Origin of the sequence: Nocardioides marinus (genome assembly GCF_013408145.1) — a bacterium.
GTDB classification, from domain to species: domain Bacteria; phylum Actinomycetota; class Actinomycetes; order Propionibacteriales; family Nocardioidaceae; genus Nocardioides; species Nocardioides marinus.
Genome location: NZ_JACBZI010000001.1, coordinates 1,562,619 through 1,581,516, shown reverse-complemented (window position 1 = coordinate 1,581,516; position 18,898 = coordinate 1,562,619). Strand labels below are relative to the sequence as shown.

Genomic DNA, 18,898 nt, shown 5'->3' with positions numbered 1-18,898 from the left:
GGTCCGGGCAGACCCGTGTCAACACTGTTGACACAAGCCGTGACCCGGCCCCATTGTGCTCGTTGTCACAGCACCGTCCGCTCCCCCACCGAGCCCCTCGGAGCCACCATGAGCCGCCCCTCCCACCGCGCCCCGCTGCGTGTCACGGCCGTCGTGGCCGTCCTCGCGCTCACCGCCTGCGGCTCCCAGGTCGACCCCGACACGATGGCCCGGCTCAACGGTCAGGGCGGCGTCGCTGTCGGCGCCGACGGCACCCCGGTCACGGCCGGTGACGACGTTGCCGGCGACCTGGCAGGAGACCCCGGCGACGGATCCGGGGGCAGCGACGACCCGGCCGGTGGCAGCACCGATGCCTCCGGCGGCGGCGGGACCGACAGCTCCTCCGGCGGCGGCAGCGCCGCCCCCACCGGGCAGGGCAAGACGTCGGCGGACGGCGGCGTGAAGGCCGGCTCCTGCGACGGGTTCAAGAACAGCACCGGGATCACCGACTCCGAGATCACCGTCGCCAATGTCGCCGACATCTCCGGACCGGTCCCCGGTCTCTTCCAGTCCGCCCAGGACGCGACCAAGGCCTTCGTCGCCTACTACAACGCTTCCAACCCCGACGGCATCTGCGGGCGCTCGCTGAGGCTCTCCGCCCTCGACACCCGCTCCGACTCCGCAGGCGACCAGCAGGCCTACACCCGGGCATGCGACGAGGCCTTCGCCGCCATCGGCTCGGTCTCCTCCCAGGACCAGGGCGGCGCCGGGACCGCCGAGAGCTGCGGCATCCCCGACCTGCGCGCCTTCACCGTGACGCCCCAGCGCTCGGCCTGCGTGACCTGCTTCTCCGCCTACGCGCTCAGGGGCAACCTCATCCCGAAGGCGAACCTGGACTACTGGAAGAAGAAGGAGCCCCAGGCGACCCAGAACATCGGGATCTACTACGTCAACGTCCCGGCGGCGGAGGTCAACGCCAAGAGCATCGCGGCGGCGTTCGAGAAGAACGGCTCCAAGGTCACCCGGGTGCAGGGCATCGACACCGCGGAGTTCAACTACGCGCCGTACGCCCAGCAGATGAAGACCGAGGGCATCGGCTTCGTCATGTACTACGGCCCCTTCCAGTTCACCATCCGCCTGCAGGAGGCGATGGAGCAGCAGGGTGTGGACGCGGTCTTCCTCACCGACCCGACCGTCTACGACTCCAACTACGTCGAGCAGGGCGGCAGCACCGTCGACGGCACCTACGTCTACTCGGTCATCCAGCGCTTCGAGGACACCAGGATCCCCGAGATGGTGCTCTACCGGCAGTGGCTCGAGCGGGTCGCCCCCGGCTCCATCCCCAACTACTACGGCCTCTTCGCCTGGTCCGCGGCGCGGCTGTTCGTCCAGAAGGCCACCGAGCTCGGCGGCGACCTGACCCGGCCCGCCCTGGTCGACGCCCTCAAGGGCGTGAAGGACTGGACCTCCAACGGCATCCACGCCCCGATGGCGATCGGTGCCAAGACCACGCCCGGCTGCATCAAGATGTTCCAGCTGAAGTCCAAGAGCTGGTCCCAGGTCTCCCCCGGGGACTTCATGTGCGGTCCCCTCGTCGACTCAGGAGTGGGTGGCTGATGAGCCAGGTCCCCAGCACCGTCCCCGGCCCGACCACCAGTCGGTACGCCGACCTCACCCGGGCCGAGCTGGCCCGGCTCGTGCCCGAGCTGCTGCTCATCGGCCAGCTCATCGACCGCTCCGGGATGGCCTGGTGCATCCAGGCCTTCGGACGCGCGGCGATGACCGACATCGCGATCGAGGAGTGGGCCGGCTCCTCCCCCATCTACACCCGGCGGATGCAGCACGCCCTCGGCTACGCCCCCGCCGTCGAGGGGCAGGGCGACGTCGTCACGATCTTCAAGGGCCTCCAGCTCGACATCGGCGCGCCCCCGCAGTTCATGGACTTCCGCTACACGGTCCACGACCCCTGGCACGGGGAGTTCCGGCTCGACCACTGCGGCGCCCTGATGGACGTCGAGCCGATGGGGCCGGAGTACGTCAAGGCGATGTGCCACGACATCGAGGACCCCACTTTCGACGCGACCGCCGTGGCCACCAACCCACGGGCACAGGTGCGTCCGATCCACCGCCCGCCGCGGGTGCCCGCGGACCGCGCTCCGCACTGCGCCTGGACCGTCACGATCGACGAGTCCCACCCGCCGGTCGAGCCGCTGGCGCCGTACTTCGAGGTCGTGCGGAGCCGGGCGGCGTCGCTGGAGCTGGCGCCCGTCGACCCGGACGACGACGGACTGGGCGACTACGCCGGTCCGCTGCTCTCCGACCTCGACTTCGCCGACTTCAGCCACTCCGCCCTGGTGCGCATCGCCGACGAGGTGTGCCTGCAGATGCACCTGCTCAACCTCTCCTTCGTGCTCGCCGTCCGGGCCCGCAGCGAGTCGGCGGAGCAGGCGCGCGAGATCTGCCGCAAGCAGCTCGTGGGCATCGCGGGCATCGCCGCCGAGCGGCTGCACCGGGTGCTCGACCTGTCCCGCGACGCCGCCGGCGCCCTGCGGGTGCTCGCGCTGCACCCGCTGCTCAACCCCGCGGCGTACGTCGTCGCCTCGGTCGACCCCGACGACTCTCGTCTCGAGGTCGGGCCCAGCGACGCGCACTCCGACGGTGCGTGGATCTCGCTGTGCGGGCCCCATGACACCAGCGCCCTGCAGGCCGCGGTCAGGGCGGTCGACGATCGCTTCGACGTGCAGGTCGAGGGCTCCGAGGAGGAGTGGACGGCCCGCGTGGTGCTCGGCGCTGCGGCCAAGGAGGCCGACGAGGTCGCGGTCACGCGCTTCAGCAGCGGCTCGTCCTTCGAGTTCGAGCCGCGTCGGTCCCTGCCGATCTTCCCGGTCTGATGCGGGCCCCGACCCCGCTCGCCCAAGACGTCTCCTAGCCTGGCACCCGTGACCCTGCTCTCCGAAGCCCCCGTCCTCGTCACCGGAGCCTGCGGCCTGGTCGGCCGCGCCACGGTCACCGCACTGCGCGCGCGTGGTCTGCCCGTCGTCGCGACCGACCTCGGCTCCCGGGCCAACCGGGAGCACGCTGCCTCGCTCCCCGCCGACCGTGACCTGGCCTGGCGCTGGGCCGACCTCACCTCCCCCGAGCAGGCACGCGGCCTGGTCAAGGCCAGCGCCCCCCGCGCGGTCGTCCACCTCGCCGCCGTCATCCCGCCGGCCTGCTACGCGAGCCCCGGGGTCGCCGAGGCCGTCAACGTCGGCGGCACCCGGAACCTCACCGAGGCTGTCGTCGACCACGCCCCCCAGGCCCGCTTCGTGCACGCCTCGAGCGTCGCGGTGCACGGCTCACGCAACCCCCACCGCGGCCTCGGGCTGCTCGGACCCGACACCCCGTTGGCGCCCAGCGACCTCTACGGCCGGCACAAGGCGGCCGCCGAGGAGGTCGTGCGCGCGATCGCCACGCCGTGGGTCGTGCTGCGCCTCGGCGGCGTGATGACGACCGAGGTGAGCGGCGGCAACGACGCCGACACGTCCTACTTCTCCGCCTCGCTGCCCGATGACGGCCGCATCCAGACCGTCGACGTCCGCGACGTGGCGCGCGCCTTCGCCGCGGCGGTCGACGCCGACGTGGTCGGCGAGATCCTCATGATCGGGGGCGACGAGAGCCACCGGCTGGTGCAGCGCGACATCGCCACGGGCTACACCGCTGCCCTGGGGATGGACGGCGCGGTGCCCCCGGGCCTGCCGGGCGACCCCGACGACGACACGACCTGGTTCGCCACGGACTGGATGGACACCACCCGCGCGCAGGAGGCCCTGGGGTTCCAGCAGGTCAGCTGGCCGCGGCTGCTCGAGGAGGTCCGCGAGCAGGTGGGCTGGAAGCGCTACCTGCTGCGCCTGGTGGGCCCACCGATGCATGCGCTGGCCGTGCGCCGCTCGCCGTACGCCGGCACGGGCCGGACCCACGCCGACCCGTGGGGCGCCGTGGAACGGCGCTGGCCCGCCGCCACCTCCTGAGAGGCGACGACGGGCCAGGGCGTGGCTGGTGCCGTCCGGGCGGGACGGGTCAGCGGTCGAAGCGGTCCGCCTCCATGACCTTGTCCCACGCGGCGACGAAGTCGTGGACGAACTTCTCCGTGGCGTCGTCGCTGGCGTAGACCTCCGCCAGCGCCCGCAGCTCGGAGTTGGAGCCGAAGATCAGCTCGGCCGGGGTCGCCGTCCAGGCGGTGGCACCGCTGGGGTCGACGATCTCGTAGACGTTCTCCTCCTCCTTCGACGCCTTCACCGTGTTGCCCGGGGTGAGCAGGTTGACGAAGAAGTCGGTCGACAGCACGCCCGGCCGCTCGGTGAGCACACCGTGCTTGGAGCCGCCGACGGTCGCACCGAGGCTGCGCAGGCCGCCGAGCAGCACGGTCATCTCGGGGGCGGTCAGGTCGAGCATGTAGGCCCGGTCGACGAGCAGCTCCTCGGGACGGTTCTTCTCACCCGAGCGCAGGTAGCCGCGGAAGGCGTCGGCGCGGGGCTCGAGGAACCGGAAGGAGTCGACGTCGGTCTGCTCGAGCGTCGCGTCGGTACGACCCGGGCGGAACGGCACGGTGACCTCGACGCCGCCGTCCTTGGCGGCCTTCTCGATCGCCGCGACGCCACCGAGCACGATGAGGTCGGCGAGGCTGATCTTCTTCTCGCCCCCCTGCTTCTCCTGGGAGCCGTCGAAGTCGGCCTTGATGCTCTCGAGCTTCTCCAGGACGGTCGCGAGCTCGGCGGGCTCGTTGACCTCCCAGTCCTTCATCGGCTCCAGGCGGATGCGGGCACCGTTCGCGCCACCGCGCAGGTCGGTCTTGCGGAAGGACGCCGCGGAGGCCCAGGCGGTCTTGATCAGCTGGGTGCCGGTCAGGCCGGAGTCGAGCAGCGTGGCCTTGAGCGAGGCGATGTCGGCGTCGTCGACCAGCGGGTGGTCGACGGCCGGCACCGGGTCCTGCCAGATCTGCGCCTCGGGGACCCACGGGCCCAGGAAGCGGTCGACCGGCCCCATGTCGCGGTGCAGCAGCTTGTACCAGGCACGCGCGAAGGCGTCGGCGAACTTCGCCGGGTCGTCCTTAAAGCTGCGCGAGACCTTGTCGTAGGCGGGGTCCATGCGCAGCGCCAGGTCGGTGGTGAGCATGGTCGGCTTGCGCTTCGGGGAGTCCGGCGTGGGGCCGGGGATGATCGCCTCGGCGTCCTTGGCCTCCCACTGCCACGCGCCACCGGGGCTCTTCACGAGCTCCCACTCGTAGCCGTAGAGCAGCTCGAAGAAGTCGTTGCTCCACCGGGTGGGGGTGCGGGTCCAGGTGACCTCGAGGCCCGAGGTGATGGTGTCCGCGCCCTTGCCGGAGCCGTAGGAGCTGGTCCAGCCGAAGCCCTGCTCGGTGAGGTCCGCGGCCTCCGGCTCTGGACCCACGTGGTCGTCGGCGTTGGCCGCACCGTGGGTCTTGCCGAAGGTGTGGCCACCGGCGATGAGGGCGACGGTCTCCTCGTCGTCCATCGCCATCCGGCCGAAGGTCTCGCGGATGAAGTGCGCGGCCTTCTCCGGGTCGGGCTGACCCTGCGGGCCCTCGGGGTTGACGTAGATCAGGCCCATCTCGGTGGCACCGAGGTCGTCGACCATGGTGCCGTCAGCGGTGTAGCGGGCCTCGCCGAGCCACTCCTGCTCGAAGCCCCACACGACCTCCTCGGGCTCCCAGACGTCCGCGCGGCCGAAGCCGAAGCCGAAGGTCTCGAAGCCCATGTCCTCGAGCGCGACGTTGCCGGCGAGGACCAGCAGGTCGGCCCAGGAGATCTTCTGGCCGTACTTCTTCTTCACCGGCCACAGCAGGCGACGGGCCTTGTCGAGGTTGGCGTTGTCGGGCCAGGAGTTCAGCGGCGCGTAGCGCTGCATGCCCTGACCGGCGCCGCCGCGACCGTCGAAGAGCCGGTAGGTGCCGGCGGCGTGCCAGCTCAGGCGGATCATCAGGCCGCCGTAGTGCCCGAAGTCGGCCGGCCACCAGTCCTGGGAGGTGCGCAGGACCTCGACCACGTCGGCCTTGAGCGACTCCACGTCGAGACCGGCGAAGGCCTCGGCGTAGTCGAACTCCCCACCCAGCGGGTCACCCTTGGAGGAGTGCAGGCGCAGCGGGGAGAGGTCGAGCCGGTTGGGCCACCAGTCGTTGTTGGTGCGGGGGTTCTCCACCGCGGGCTCCGGGGTGGGGATCCCCGGGTTCTCGCTCTCACTGCCCTCGCCGGTCACGCCGTTGCCGGCGTGGTCGACGGGGCACCGCAGCTCGTTGTCGCTCAATTCTCTGCCTTTCGAGAGGTGTGGGAGTTCAGGACGCTGCACAGCCGGGGCAGATGCCCCAGTAGACGACCTCGGCCTCGTCGATGGTGAAGCCGTGGTCGTCGGACGCGGTGAGGCACGGGGCCTCTCCGGTGGCACAGTCGACGTCGGCGATCACGCCGCAGTCGCGGCACACCACGTGGTGGTGGTTGTCGCCGACCCGGGCCTCGTAGCGGGCGACCGACCCCGACGGCTGGATGCGTCGGAGCAGGCCGGCCTCGGTCAAGGCCCGCAGGACGTCGTACACCGCTTGGTGCGAGACCATCCCGAGGTCGTCACGGACCGCCCTGATCACCGCGTCGGTGTCGAGGTGGGGTCGCTGGGCCACCGCCGCCATGACCGCGAGGCGAGGCCTCGTGACGCGCAGCTGCGCGTCCCGGAGCATCGCCTCGTGGTCGTGGTGGGTCATGCAGGGGACCCTGCCACCTTTTCTGGAACAGATCAAGAATCCGTCCGCGTGTCCGTCCTCAGGCCCGGGTCGCGCTCCCCACCGGGTCGACGCGGCTGCCGCGCTCCCCCGTGTCCTGCGCGTCCTCGTCCTCCAGGGGTCCGCCGTGGCCGGCGACCAGGGTGACGAACGTGGCGGCAGCGAAGCACAGCAGCACGAACGGGAGGTTGCCCAGCTCGGTGCCCTGCGGCGTCACGCCGTCCACGGCGTCGAGCCGCGAGGGGATGGAGACCGCCCAGAAGAAGGCGAAGGCGGCCAGGAACGACCACCCGTAGACCCGGGAGTAGACGCTCGACACCGCGGTGCCCTCACGTCGGCCGGCCAGCCAGCTGGCACCCAGGGCGAGCGCGCCGCCGACCCAGACGATCGCCAGCTCGAGGTAGAGGACCACGGCGTAGGCGCCGTCGCCACCGCCGAGCCCGCGCACCACGCTCTCCAGCGCGCCGACGGCCAGCATCACGACCAGCGCCGTGGCGCCGACCGCCGCCGTCCGCCAGACCAGGGAGCGTCCGCGCGGCGCATTGCCCGCCCAGGTCCGGCGCCCGACGAAGAGCCCCAGGCCCAGCGCCAGGCCCGCGATGCTCACGGCGGAGTACAACGTGATGCTGCCGACCGGCACGGCATCGAGGAAGACGGAGTTGGAGGGCGCGTCGTGGTTCCACTTCCACCAGCTCAGCTGCGGGCCGATGGTGTCGAAGATCTCGTAGAACGCACTGTGCACGAACCCGACGGCCAACGCGCCCGGCAGCAGCCCGTGGCGGCGGAACACCCCCGTGACGCGCACGGCCTCGTAGGCCAGCATCGGCAGGGCGATGTAGAGCGCGCTGATGTAGAGCGGCAGCCGGTCCCACATGAACTGCACGGTGAACACGTTGTGCACGAAGTTGAGGCCGACCTGCTCCATGAGGCCGAACTTGTTCGGGAAGTAGAGCGGCGGCTCGTTGATGGTGAGGTAGGCCAGGCCACCGATCATCAGGGCGAGGTTGGTCGGGTCGCCGTGCCGACGCAGTCGCCGCACGGCGTACCAGAGCGCGAGGACGGCGCCGGCGAGGATGAGCACCTCGAGCAGCGGCATCGTCCAGTGCGTGAGGTCGGCGGGGTTGCGGAGCTCGACCACCGGCGAGCCCGAGCAGTCGAAGCCGCCGAGCTCACGGGTCAGTTCGTTGGCGACCTCGGGGCAGGGCCCCTGGGACGCAGCCTGGATCTGGGACACGGTCTCTCCTAGCGGTCGTAGTCGACGCGGACGGCGTCACTGGTGGGGCGGGACTGGCAGGTCAGGATCAGGCCGGCATCGATCTCGGCGTCGCTGAGCACGTCGTTGTGGGCCATCTCGACGCTGCCCGAGCACAGCCGCGCCTGGCAGGTGCCGCACAGGCCCGACCGGCACGACCACGGCACGTCGCGGCCGGTGGCCAGCGCTGCGTCGAGCACCGTCCGTCCCGCGACCGGCACGGAGAGCTCCTCGCCACCGAGCACGAAGGAGAGGGTGGCGTCCGCGTGCGCCGCGGCCTCCGCGGACATCTCCCCCGCCCGGGCCGCACCCGGGGTGTAGGACTCCGCGTGCACGCTCCCGGGGTCGACCCCGAGGTCGCCGAGCGCGGAGGTGACGGCGTCGGCCATCGCGTCCGGTCCGCAGACGAACCACGCGTCCACCTCGGCCAGCGTGCCGTCCTCGACCCAGCCGCGCAGCATGGGCAGGTCCAGTCGACCGTGGGTGTCCTCCAGGACGTCGAGGACCTGCAGCCGACCGGGATGGGCGGCCGCGAGCCGCTCCAGGTCGGCGGTGAACATCCGCGAGGCGGCATCGCGGTTGGCGTGCAGCAGGGTGAACCTGCTCAGCGGCTCCTCCTCCAGGGTCGTCGCCAGCACCGAGAGCACCGGGCCCACGCCGCTCCCGCCGGCGATGCCGACGTGGTGGCGGGCCAGCGACTCCTCGAGAGGCACGCTGAAGCGACCGGTGGGCGGGGCCACTCCCAGGACGTCGCCCACGCGCAGCCGGTCCACGGCGTAGCTGGAGAACTGTCCTCCGGGGCTGCGCTTGATCCCGACGGCGAGCCGCTGCTCCGAGCGTGCGGGGTAGATCGAGTAGGTCCGGCGTACGTCCTCACCGTCGACCACGGCGCGGATCGACACGTGCTGGCCCGGCTCGTAGGTGAAGAGGTCGGCGAGCTCGTCGGGGACGTCGAAGGTGATCGCGACACTGTCGGCGCTCATCGGCTCGATGCTGGCCACCGGCAGCGGGTGGAAGGCGTGCGCACCCGATCCCTGGTTCTGGCGCCCCTTCAGGGAGGAGTAGAAGTGGGCCACGTCGCCCCCGGACTCGAAGTGCTCGAACCACACGTCGGCGAAGGACGGCAACGGCTGGTCGCCCGGGTCGTGGAAGGGGGACTGGCTGTCCAGGAGACCGCGGACCATCTCCCGGGCCTCGTCCTTGGGCAGGTCCGGGAAGGGCGAGGGGATCTCGACCTTCGCCCGCCACGGCAGCAGGTTGCTCACCGCGGTGCGCAGGGAGTACTTCGTGGACAGCACGCGGGCGTCGAGCACCCGGTCCTCGAGGGGGACGAACCGGTTGAAGCCCTCGAGGATCAGCTCCATCGCCGCCAGGCTGTGCCAGGCGGCCGAGGGCACCACCGCGGTGCGGTACCACCGGCTGCGCACGACCTCCTGGTAGATGATCAGACCGGACGAGCGGTGCTCCACCTCCTCGCAGAAGTGCCACAGGAACAGCGAGGCCACCCGCTCGTCGCCGGCACGGAACAGCGTCCGCTCGTGGTCGAGGAGCATCTTGAAGAACGGGGTGAAGGTCGCCTCCATGTCGGCGAGGAACGCCAGCCTCCAGGCCAGCGACTTCCGCTCCGCCAGACGCTGGTAGTACTCGATGGCCTCGTCCAGGGTGCCGGCCAGGCCCGGGTAGGCCCGGGCCAACGCGTCGGCGTGCGCACGGTGGGCCTTGGAGTGCTGTGCCTCCTGGTGGACGAACGCGCGGGCCTCCTCGAGGACCTCGGGGTGCTCGATCTGCGGCATCGCCTCCCGCACGGCCGCGACGACGAACTTCTCGAAGGCGATGGCCAAGAACGAGATCGCGTTGGCCTGGAGCGAGAACGCCGGGTTCGAGGGGTTCCACAGGAACGGGACGTCCCCGTCCAGGTCGAAGTCGATCTTGCGGACCACCAGGTCGGTCATGCCAGCTCCTCGGGCAGTGGGATCGGCTCGAGTGTCACACTTCACTCACATCTGTGCAACCACCGGGTGACGGCGGTCACGGGTTGGCACCTCAGCGCCTGCCAGTCGGCTACTCATTGCTTGCCGTGACGTGTCGCGGAATCGTCGGGCATGATGTGCGGACGCGTCGCATCGAACCGAGGAGCAGGCATGGCCGGACGGGGTTGGGGCGGCTCACCGCCCGTCGACGAGTCCGACGCCAGGCGCCGCATCGTCGCGGCCACCGCCGAGTGCGTGCGTCGCTTGGGGGCTTCTGCCACCACCATGCAGGTGGTGGCAGACGAGCTCGGCATCACCCGGCGCACGATGTACCGGTACCACCCCACGGTCGAGGACCTGTTCGCCGCGGTCGGCCGTGCGGCGCTCCTCGACTTCCGCACCCGGGTGGACGAGGCGACCGCGGGCATCCGCGACGCGGTGACCCTGGTCGTGGAGTCGCTCGCCTTCGCCATCGAGGTCGTGCCGGAGGAGCCGCTCCTGCACCTGCTGGTCGACGCAGGGCGCCCCGACCTGTACGGCGCACAGATGGTCAGCCCCGAGATCGTGGCCCTGTGCCGCGAGGCCGTGCTGGAGGGCCGGGTGGACTGGCAGGTACTGGGCTACGACCGTGCCGCACTGGACGAGCTGGTGACCGTGATGCTGCGGATGTTCCACTCCTTCGTCTTCGTCCCCCCCGACCCACCGCTGCGCGGCGACGCGCTGCGCGACTGGCTGCGCCGATGGCTGGCGCCGGCCATCCTCGCCCGCGGACAGCAGCCGGCAGCCGGGGTCCCCCACAGTCCCTGAGACCATGGGGCGATGACCCCGCCGGACCCTCGCGTGCTGGCCCTCGAGGACGAACGGCGGGTCCTGCACCGCCGGCTCGAGGGTCTCGCCTCGGACTTCGCCGAGACCGTCGCCGCGTCCCTGGACAGCAACGCCGACGACGAGCACGACCCCGAGGGCGCCACCGTCGCCTTCGAGCGCTCACAGGTCACCTCCATGTCGCGCCAGCTCGAGCAACGCCTCGCCGAGGTCGACGCCGCCCTCGCGCGGGTCGCCGCCGGCACCTACGGCACCTGCACCGCCTGCGGACGACCGATCTCCCCCGCCCGCCTCGAGGCCCGCCCCGCCGCCGCCCTCTGCATCACCTGCGCCTCCCGTCCTTGATGCCGAACCGGCGTATTGATACGCCGGCTCGGCCAGGCTCGAACTGGCCTGGGTCACGATCGGGTCACGACTCCCGGTGGGGGTGTGGATCGGCCTGTTCTGGGGGACGGAATGTCGGTGGCGTGGTGTGTGCTGAGGTATGGCGGTTCTCGGGCAGCAGCACCCTCTCGACAAGGTGGTCGAGCAGTTGTCCGGTGCCCTCGACGACGGCCATGCCGCCTCGTTGATCGGGCTCGACCGGGCCGCGACCGCCAACCTGCTGCGTGGTCTGGCGCAGGTGGCCTCTCGGCTGGATGCGTTGACCGCGACGGTGTTGGCGCACGCCACGCAGGTGCGGGTGGAGGAGACCAACGGCGCCACGACCACGGCGACGTGGTGGGCCGACGCCACCCACCGCAACCGCGCGACCGCGCACCGCGACGTGACGCTCGCCCTCGCACTGAGCAAGTTCGCTGCCCTCGCTGAGGCGCTGGCGGAGGGTCGGGTGAACACCGAACAGGCCCACGCCATCGCCCGCGCCCTGGCCGACCTGGAGACCGACGGTCCGACCGATCTGGACCCGGTCGTGGTCGAGCAGGCCGAGAAGCACCTGGTCGACTGCGCCGACGGCTTCGACGCCAAGCACCTCAAGGTCCTCGGCCGGCACGTGCTGACCGTGGTGGCACCGGAGGTCGGTGAGGCGCACGAGGCAAAGCTGCTGGAGGACGAAGAACGCCGCGCCGCAGAGAAGACCAGGCTGACGTTCGCCTCCGACGGTCACGGGATGGTGCACGGCCGGTTCTCCATCCCCACGCTGCACGGGGCGATGCTCGCGAAGGCGATCCAAGCGTTGACGTGGGCCAGGCAGGACCCCGCCGAGGTCCGCCAGACCAGACCGACACCGGTCGCGGCAGGTGCGGCGTTCACCGAGCTGCTCGAGCGGATCGACACCAAGGACCTGCCCACCGTCGGTGGGGTCGGGGCAACGGTGGTGGTCACGATGACCATCGACTCGCTGATGGACGGCCTCGCGGCCGCGGCCCTGGACACCGGCGAGGTCATCTCCGCCAGCGAGGCACGCCGGTTGGCGTGCGAGGCCGGCGTGATCCCGATGGTGCTCGGCGGTCAGTCCGAGGTCCTCGACATCGGACGGCGGCGCAGGTTCCACACCAAGGCCCAGCGGCTCGCGATCGCCCAGCGCGACAAGACCTGCGTCGTCGGCGGCTGCGACGCCCCACCGAGCAGGTGCCACGTCCACCACGTCATCCCGTGGTCAGCAGGCGGCTCGACCAGCGTCCAGGACGGGCGGCTCTACTGCTCGGCCCACCACGCGATGGTCCACGACCCGAAGCGGGCGGGAAGGTTGCGGACGTAGAACGCAGTGGGCAGGTTGCTTGTCGTCTCACCGGGTCTCGACGCCCGCTCGTCGCTGGCGCTCCTCGCTGCTCGACCAGCCGTGCTCACCGGGTCTCGACGAAGGCTCGGCCACCGGTGGGTGCGGGACTCGTGCCTCCGCACCGTTTCCCACGGACTCAGCGCCGCAGTGACCGTCCCAGGTGGTCGACCAGCTCGGTGACGACGTCGGCAGCGGGACGGTCCCGCCCGGAGCGCAGCCAGTCCGACAGCCAGACCTGGAGGGCCGAGACGACCAGGCCCGCGGCGACGGCGGGACGCAGAGGGGCCACGTCACCGGTGCGGGCCGCGGCGGCGTACCCCTCCTCGATGGTGCGCAGGCCGTCGGACCACACCGTGCGCTGCACCCCCACCCCCTCGGCGCTGGCCCACGCGGTGCCGACCCGCAGGCTCATCGCGAGGTACCCCTCCCGCTCCATGAGGTACGACGCTGTCGACCCGACCCCGGCGAGCAGCCGGTCCAGGCCGACCCGGCCGGCGGTGGCCGCGGCGACCGCCTCGAGCAGCCCGGCCATCCGCGAGCCCTGCAGCTCGTCCCAGATCTCGGCCTTGCCGGAGAAGGTCTTGTAGACCGTGGCCAGCGACAGACCCGCCTCCCGCGCCACGTCGGGCATCCGCGCGTCGGCGTACCCCACCCGCGCGAACTCGCGCTCGGCGGCGTCCAGCACCCGCTCGCGGTACAGCGCAGCGCGTTCCTCGGCGACCGTCGTCCCTGACGTCCCTGAGGTCCCTGACGTCCCTGACGACATCGACGCCCTCCGCACCCTTGACGACCCGATCAGAACAGTGGTTCTGTTCAGCAGAACGCCAATTCTACACACGAGGACGACGCCGTGAAGCCCACGCTCCCCATGAACCCCACCGGCTGGTTCCAGGTCGCCTGGTCCGACGAGGTGCGGGTCGGCCAGGTGCACCGGATGCGCTACTTCGGCCGTGACCTCGTCGCCTGGCGCGGCCACTCCGGCCGGGTCACCGTCATGGACGCCTACTGCGAGCACCTCGGCGCCCACCTCGGCTACGGCGGCACCGTCGTCGAGGACCGCATCCGCTGCCCCTTCCACGGCTGGGAGTGGAACGACCAGGGACGCAACCACTGCATCCCCTACGAGGACCGACCCAACCTCGGGCGACGGATCAACACGATGCCGGTGGTCGAGCGCAACGAGTCGATCTACGTCTGGCACGACGTGGAGCGCCGCGCACCGCACTTCGACGTCCCGGACGTCTTCACCGGCTTCGCCAGCGACGGGGCCAACAACGGGGCCAACGACGGGGCCAACGACGGGGCCAGCGACGGTTCCGACGCCTACTACCCGCTGTGCGAGCACGCCCGGCTCCTCGACACCGGTCTCGAGCTGCACCCGCAGTACGTCCTGGAGAACGGCGTGGACTTCGCGCACTTCAAGTACGTCCACCAGGTCCCGATCGTCCCGAAGTTCACCCGCCAGGAGTTCGAGGACCCGATCGCCTACGTCGACTTCACCATCACCTTCGACGAGCGCGACGCCGGCGGGTCCATCGAGGACATCGACTCCGGCGTCGAGGCGCTGAACTGCGGCGTCGGCCTGGCCGTCACCAAGTCCTGGGGGATGATCGACAACCGCACCGTCCTGGCCACCACCCCCGTCGACGACTCCACCTGCGACGTCCGCTTCAGCGTCTGGATCGGCCGTCGTGAGGGCGACGACCGCGACCACTCGGAATCGGCCGACAAGCACGCCCGCGGCGTGATCGAGCAGGTCGAGGCCGACCTGGTCATCTGGTCGCACCAGAAGTACGCCTCCCCCGCCGCGCTCTCGCGCGGCGAGTACCCCGGCTTCACGGCGCTGCGCACGTGGGCCCAGCAGTTCTACCCCGACGGCCGACCCACGAAGGAGCACACCTCATGAGCCAGCGCATCCGCCTCTTCCAGGTCGCCACCGGCAACCTCGGCAGCGAGATGATCGGCCGTGTCCAGCGCCACCCGGACCTCGAGCTGGTCGGGCTGCACTGCTACACCCCCGACAAGATCGGCCGCGACGCCGGCGAGATCGTCGGCGGTGACCCGATCGGGGTGATCGCCACCGGGACCGTCGAGGAGATCATCGCCGCGCGACCCGACGTCCTGACCTTCCACGGCGTCTTCCCCGACGAGGACCTCTACGTGAAGGTGCTCGAGGCCGGCATCGACGTCGTGACGACCGCGGACTGGATCACCGGCTACCACCGCGACACCAACCACCCGCACCCGTCGGGCCGCAAGGTCAGCGAGCTCATCGCGGCCGCCTGCGAAGCGGGCGGCTCGACGTTCTACGGCACCGGCATGAACCCCGGGCTCAACCAGGTCCTCGGCGTCGTCTGCACCGCGGACGTCGCCGACATCACCAACGTCACCACCATCGAGTCCGTCGACGTCTCCTGCCACCACTCCGCCGACACCTGGCGCGAGGTCGGCTACGGCCGACCGGTCGACGACCCCGCCCTGCCGGGGATGCTGCAGAAGTTCACCGAGGTCTTCGCCGACTCCGTGCACCTCAAGGCCGACTGCTTCGGCCTCGAGCTCGACGAGGTGCGCTTCGAGTACGAGCTGGGCGCGTGCACCGAGGACGTCGACCTCGGGTGGTACCAGCTGCCCAAGGGGTCCCTCGGCGGCAGCTACATCAAGTTCGTCGGGGTGGTCGACGACGTGCCGCGCGTGGAGACCCACCTGGAGTGGCAGATGACGCCGCACACCGACCCCAGCTGGGACATCAAGGGCTGCTACCTCACGCAGGTCACCGGCGACCCGCAGATCTACAACAAGCACATGGTCTTCCCGGGCCCCGGCAACGACCTGTCCAAGCCCGAGGACTTCGCCTCGCTCGGCATGACGGTCACCGGCATGCCCGCGCTGCACTCGATCCGTGCGGTGCACCAGGCACGACCCGGCATCATCACCAGCGCCGACCTGCCGCTGCGCGCGTTCGGCGGGCGGTTCAGCCCGGAGGTGCGACAGCGGGGGTGAGCGTGGCCAGGAAGTAGGCCTGGCTCTCGACCCGGTGGGCGCTCACCCGGATGCCGAGGACCCGCTCCTCGCCGTCGGCGTGCACCACCGGCACCTGCAGCGGCACGTCCAGCAGCACGTCGCGCCCGTTCGTGGCGTGCAGGGTCGTCCCCGCGACGTGCGCCTGGTGGAAGCGGGGCGGCACCACGGCCAGCACCGGGCGCCCGAGCAGGTCGCTCACGTCCCCGTAGCCCAGCAGCGCCGCGGCCTGCGGTGTCACGCCCACCAGCACCGACTCCTCGTCGGCCAGCAGCGCGGCGCCGGCACCCTCCAGCAGCCCGGCGCACACGACCTCGTCCACCACCCGGCGAACGCCGCCGGGCGCGACGGTCCCGGGCCAGGGCCGCGGCCCGGCGCCGTCCACCGCCTGCCGCGCCACCTCGCCGCACAGCCAGCTGCGCAGCTGCTCGATCTCGGGCTGCGTGGGTGGCCCGAGCAACCGACCGGCGCGGGCGGCCGCCGTGGCCGCGGCCAGGGAACGGTCCAGCGCAGCGAAGCTGGCCACCGAGCGCTCGGGCACCTCCAGCACGACCTCGGCAGCGACCTCGGGCCCCTCCTCGGCGATCGAGAGCACCGCGTCGGGCCCGCCGTCGATCGCCGGCGGGGCGGGGACGCCCTCGCGCAGCAGGTCGAGGGCGTCACTGGCGGCGGCGTGCGTCTCCAGGGCGGCGGGGTCCTCGGCGAGCACGAGCAGGAGGTACTCGCGCAGCAGCGCCGCCGCGTGCTCCTGCCAGGCCCAGTGCATCAGCAGCGGCACCTCGCACAGCACCACCTGACGCGTCGGCACCGGAGCGGTCGACGGCTGGTCGGGGGCGACGTCGAGCCCGGGCGGGACGCCGATCTGGAACCACACGGTCTTGCCGTCGGGCTGCCGCCACACGTCCCACCGGTCCACCACGGAGTCGACCATCCGCAGCCCACGCCCGGTGGCGGAGGTGACCGAGTGGGCACGCGGCACGGGACTGTGGGCGCTGCCGTCCTGCACCTCGACGCGCACACCGCGGGGCCCGGCGGTGACCCGCAGCAGCACCGAGGTGCCGGCATGGACCAGCGCGTTCGTGACCAGCTCGGAGGTCGCGAGCATCGTCTCGTCCTCGACCGGCTGGACCTCGCCGTTGCGGTCGACCACGACGGTGCCCTGCTCCCGCAGCGCCTCGCGCACCACCTGGCGCGCCCGGCCCACGCTGGTCGGCTCGGCCGGGAGCATCATGACGGTGACGTGCTCGCGGACGGGGGCCCGACCGGGCTCGACGCCCGGCACTCCCCCCTCCTCGCCGACCCGCACGGCGACCAGCGCGACGTCGTCGTCGCGCTTGTCGGCCGGGACCATCCGCGCGACCAGCCCGTCGCACCAGGTCGCGAGCGGCTCCTGCTGGTCCAGGACCAGGTGACCCGCGGTGTCGCAGAGCCGGTCCAGCCCCACGTCGAGGTCCTCACCGCGCCGCTCGACCAGCCCGTCGGTGTAGAGCACCAGCATCCCGCCGTGCTCGAGGACCGCGGTGGACTCGGTGCGCTCGGCGGAGGGGTCCAGCCCCAGGAGCAGGTCGTCGGCGCCGCTCTCGAGCAGCCGGCACCCGCCGTCCGGGCCGCGCACCACGGGCGGGGGGTGCCCGGCGCTGGACCAGCGGACCCGGCGCCTGCCCTGGTCGTCGGTCTCCGCGGAGATCCGGGCGACCAGTGCGGTGGCGGTGGTCTGCGACCCGAGCCGGTGCAGCACCCTGTCGACACCTCGCAGCAGGTCCGCCGGGCCCTCCTCGGCGTGCACCGCGATGCCGCGCAGCAGGCTGCGCATCTGTCCCATCGCGGCAGCGGCCTCGGTGTCGTGACCGACGACGTCGCCGACCACCACGACGGTGTCCCCGGACTCCAGCACGAACGCGTCGTACCAGTCCCCGCCCACCTGCGCGGTGTGCGCGGCCGCCTCGTAGCAGACCGCCACCTCGAGGCCCTCGGGGTGCGGGGCGCGGCTGAGCAGGCTGCGTTGGAGCCCCTCGGCGAGGTCGCGCTGCTCGGCGAAGAGACGCGCGTTGTCGATGGCCAGGCCGGCGCGCGAGGCGATCGCGGTCAGCGTGTCGAGCTCCTCCTCGCTGAAGTCGGCGTCGACCGGTGCCGCGACGACCACCACGCCGACCAGTCGCTCCCGGCCGCGCAGCGGCAGCGCCACGACGGGGCCGGTCACGTCGGGCAGCGCGTCGGCGACCAGTGCGGCCCTCAGCGTCGGGTCGGAGACGTCGGTGACCACGCGGTCCCGGTCCAGGGCGGCCATCAGCTCCCGCGGCAGGAACTGCACGGACCCCGCGCCGGTGCGTCCGCGGACGTCGGTCTCGTCCTGGACGTGCCAGCCGCCGACCTGCCGCAGCACGGCGAAGCGGCCGTCGAGGGCGGCGGTGTCGACCAGTGCCGCGGCGGCGGCGCTGCCCAGCCGGGGCACCAGCAACCGCGCGAGGCGGTGCAGGGCCTCGCTGGGGTCGAGGGTGCCGGTCAGCTCGGTGGTGACGCGGGCCAGCAGCTCGTCCCGCTCGGCGATCAGCTCCATCTGCTGCTGGGCGCGGTGTCGTGCGCTGACGTCGTTGAAGTACACCCCGAGGCCGTCCGGGTTCGGCCAGGCCCGCACCTCGTACCACGCCTCGAGCGGCTCGGGGTAGTAGGCGTCGAAGCCGACGGGCTCGCCGGACTCCATGGCCTTGCGGTAGTGCCGCTCGAAGTCGCTGTCGACGGCCGCGGGGAATGCCTCCCACACGATCTCACCGACCAGCTCGTGCCGCGGCCGCTGCAGCAGCCGCAGGGCCTCGGAGTTGGCCATCGTGAAGCGCCACTCGCGGTCCAGGTGGAAGAACGCTGTCGGCATCGCCTCCAGGATCCGCGCGATCCGCGCCTCGGCGTCGACGGTGGCGGTCGTGTCGTAGGCGGCGCCGATGAGCCGGATCGCGGTGCCGTCCTCTCCCGGCATGGCACGTCCGCGCGCCGCGACCCAGCGCTGCTCCCCCCCGGGCGGGACGATGCGGTACTCCGCGACGTACTCCCCGCACGTCGCGATGGCCCGCTCCAGCGCGGCGCTGACGCGGGGCACGTCGTCGGGGTGCAGGGCGTCGTTGAACGCCTCGATGGTGCCGCCGAACTGCTCGCGGGTCAGCCCGAAGACCGTCAGCAGGCGGTCGTCCCAGCGCAGCGCCCCGGTGCGCAGGTCCCAGTCGAAGGCGCCGATGCCGGCGGCGTCGACGGCCAGCTGCCACATGACCTGCTCGACGTCAGGGCCGGCCGGGCCACCGGCGTCGTGCTCGTCCACGGGGACATCTCACCACCTCCGGGCCCTCCGGCGCCCGCTGCCGCCCCCGTTCATCCCT

General features: G+C 71.8%; 14 protein-coding genes. 8 read left to right on the top strand and 6 right to left on the bottom strand.

Features of this window, described 5'->3' with window-relative positions:
- Positions 1 to 108: 108 nt before the first annotated feature.
- From BKA05_RS07485 to BKA05_RS07475, 3 genes are read left to right on the top strand one after another with little or no spacing between them, the layout of a single operon-like run.
- Entirely contained in the window at positions 109 to 1,596 is a 1,488-nt protein-coding gene (locus tag BKA05_RS07485) for an ABC transporter substrate-binding protein (RefSeq protein ID WP_179530875.1), read from the top strand.
- Complete coding sequence (locus BKA05_RS07480) at positions 1,596 to 2,870, top strand: hypothetical protein (protein WP_179530874.1); 1,275 nt, start codon at positions 1,596 to 1,598, stop codon at positions 2,868 to 2,870. The genes BKA05_RS07485 and BKA05_RS07480 overlap by 1 nt, the downstream gene beginning before the upstream one ends.
- A 48-nt stretch (positions 2,871 to 2,918) precedes the next feature.
- Entirely contained in the window at positions 2,919 to 3,989 is a 1,071-nt protein-coding gene (locus BKA05_RS07475) for an NAD-dependent epimerase/dehydratase family protein (RefSeq protein ID WP_218842358.1), read from the top strand.
- A 49-nt stretch (positions 3,990 to 4,038) separates the two neighbouring features.
- Here the strand turns inward: BKA05_RS07475 and katG are convergent, their stop codons facing one another.
- From katG to BKA05_RS07455, 4 genes are read right to left on the bottom strand one after another with little or no spacing between them, the layout of a single operon-like run.
- Positions 4,039 to 6,282 carry a catalase/peroxidase HPI gene (gene katG, locus BKA05_RS07470; RefSeq protein ID WP_179530873.1) on the bottom strand — a complete coding sequence of 748 codons (2,244 nt, stop codon included), beginning with the start codon at positions 6,280 to 6,282 and terminating at the stop codon, positions 4,039 to 4,041.
- 28 nt (positions 6,283 to 6,310) lie between these two features.
- Entirely contained in the window at positions 6,311 to 6,730 is a 420-nt protein-coding gene (locus BKA05_RS07465; protein WP_179530872.1) for a Fur family transcriptional regulator, read from the bottom strand.
- Between the two features lie 58 nt (positions 6,731 to 6,788).
- Positions 6,789 to 7,982 (bottom strand): hypothetical protein, encoded by a 1,194-nt coding sequence (locus BKA05_RS07460; RefSeq protein WP_179530871.1) that lies wholly within the window; start codon positions 7,980 to 7,982, stop codon positions 6,789 to 6,791.
- Between the two features lie 8 nt (positions 7,983 to 7,990).
- Positions 7,991 to 9,952 (bottom strand): metal-dependent hydrolase, encoded by a 1,962-nt coding sequence (locus BKA05_RS07455; RefSeq protein WP_179530870.1) that lies wholly within the window; start codon positions 9,950 to 9,952, stop codon positions 7,991 to 7,993.
- 189 nt (positions 9,953 to 10,141) lie between these two features.
- On the opposite strand from BKA05_RS07455, the gene BKA05_RS07450 reads away from it, so the two are divergent.
- The 3 genes from BKA05_RS07450 (at position 10,142) to BKA05_RS07440 (ending at position 12,494) form a co-directional block, all read left to right on the top strand.
- Complete coding sequence (locus BKA05_RS07450; protein WP_179530869.1) at positions 10,142 to 10,777, top strand: TetR/AcrR family transcriptional regulator; 636 nt, start codon at positions 10,142 to 10,144, stop codon at positions 10,775 to 10,777.
- A 12-nt stretch (positions 10,778 to 10,789) separates the two neighbouring features.
- Positions 10,790 to 11,140: a TraR/DksA family transcriptional regulator gene (locus BKA05_RS07445; protein ID WP_179530868.1), complete on the top strand. Its 351-nt coding sequence runs from the start codon at positions 10,790 to 10,792 to the stop codon at positions 11,138 to 11,140.
- A gap of 175 nt (positions 11,141 to 11,315) precedes the next feature.
- Positions 11,316 to 12,494 (top strand): DUF222 domain-containing protein, encoded by a 1,179-nt coding sequence (locus BKA05_RS07440; RefSeq protein WP_179530867.1) that lies wholly within the window; start codon positions 11,316 to 11,318, stop codon positions 12,492 to 12,494.
- Between the two features lie 157 nt (positions 12,495 to 12,651).
- On the opposite strand, the gene BKA05_RS07435 is transcribed toward BKA05_RS07440, so the two are convergent.
- Positions 12,652 to 13,200 carry a TetR family transcriptional regulator gene (locus tag BKA05_RS07435; RefSeq protein WP_179530866.1) on the bottom strand — a complete coding sequence of 183 codons (549 nt, stop codon included), beginning with the start codon at positions 13,198 to 13,200 and terminating at the stop codon, positions 12,652 to 12,654.
- Positions 13,201 to 13,365: 165 nt separating this feature from the next.
- Between BKA05_RS07435 and BKA05_RS07430 the strand changes: the two genes are divergently transcribed.
- Both BKA05_RS07430 and BKA05_RS07425 read left to right on the top strand, forming a co-directional pair.
- Entirely contained in the window at positions 13,366 to 14,421 is a 1,056-nt protein-coding gene (locus BKA05_RS07430; RefSeq protein ID WP_218842357.1) for a Rieske 2Fe-2S domain-containing protein, read from the top strand.
- Positions 14,418 to 15,515 (top strand): NAD(P)H-dependent amine dehydrogenase family protein, encoded by a 1,098-nt coding sequence (locus BKA05_RS07425; protein ID WP_179530865.1) that lies wholly within the window; start codon positions 14,418 to 14,420, stop codon positions 15,513 to 15,515. The genes BKA05_RS07430 and BKA05_RS07425 overlap by 4 nt, the downstream gene beginning before the upstream one ends.
- On the opposite strand, the gene BKA05_RS07420 is transcribed toward BKA05_RS07425, so the two are convergent.
- Complete coding sequence (locus BKA05_RS07420; RefSeq protein ID WP_179530864.1) at positions 15,487 to 18,840, bottom strand: SpoIIE family protein phosphatase; 3,354 nt, start codon at positions 18,838 to 18,840, stop codon at positions 15,487 to 15,489. The genes BKA05_RS07425 and BKA05_RS07420 overlap by 29 nt on opposite strands.
- Positions 18,841 to 18,898 lie beyond the last annotated feature (58 nt).

Excerpts from the sequence above, each read along its gene's own strand:
- BKA05_RS07465 (WP_179530872.1), bottom strand. The coding sequence starts at position 6,730 with ATGACCCACCACGACCACGAGGCGATGCTCCGGGACGCGCAGCTGCGC.
- BKA05_RS07485 (WP_179530875.1), top strand. The coding sequence starts at position 109 with ATGAGCCGCCCCTCCCACCGCGCCCCGCTGCGTGTCACGGCCGTCGTG.
- BKA05_RS07425 (WP_179530865.1), top strand. The coding sequence starts at position 14,418 with ATGAGCCAGCGCATCCGCCTCTTCCAGGTCGCCACCGGCAACCTCGGC.
- BKA05_RS07445 (WP_179530868.1), top strand. The coding sequence starts at position 10,790 with ATGACCCCGCCGGACCCTCGCGTGCTGGCCCTCGAGGACGAACGGCGG.
- BKA05_RS07455 (WP_179530870.1), bottom strand. The coding sequence starts at position 9,952 with ATGACCGACCTGGTGGTCCGCAAGATCGACTTCGACCTGGACGGGGAC.
- BKA05_RS07480 (WP_179530874.1), top strand. The coding sequence starts at position 1,596 with ATGAGCCAGGTCCCCAGCACCGTCCCCGGCCCGACCACCAGTCGGTAC.
- BKA05_RS07450 (WP_179530869.1), top strand. The coding sequence starts at position 10,142 with ATGGCCGGACGGGGTTGGGGCGGCTCACCGCCCGTCGACGAGTCCGAC.